The 262-nt window shown below is 42.4% G+C and carries 1 protein-coding gene; it reads left to right on the top strand.

Annotated features, from left to right (window positions below; genetic code table 11):
• Positions 1 to 50: 50 nt before the first annotated feature.
• Positions 51 to 262, top strand: a 212-nt coding sequence (locus IWT5_RS11890) for a hypothetical protein (RefSeq protein ID WP_225360287.1), incomplete at its 3' end; no start/stop codon positions are given.

Below are 262 nucleotides of genomic sequence, written 5' to 3'. Positions count from 1 at the left end.
CTGATTTGGCAATGTTCGTTAAAATTACTAAGTATGAACAAGCTGTTGAAATGGCTAAAGTAGTAACTGGTTGGAAGATTTTTGCTGATGTTCGAGGAGACAATGGTGTACCGGCTGTGACTATGGATCAATTGACCGAACTAGGTTTCGTCATGTGTTCAACCCATTACACGATGAAGGCTGCAATGGAAGGCATGCTGGAACATGGGATACAGAACTTTAAGAATCAAAGCGTCGCTTATACCTTTACGCATGCTTCCGG

This window comes from Secundilactobacillus mixtipabuli (genome assembly GCF_002217925.1).
GTDB classification, from domain to species: domain Bacteria; phylum Bacillota; class Bacilli; order Lactobacillales; family Lactobacillaceae; genus Secundilactobacillus; species Secundilactobacillus mixtipabuli.
Note: the sequence above shows the minus strand (reverse complement) of the source record. Positions and strands in the feature narration are given on the sequence as shown.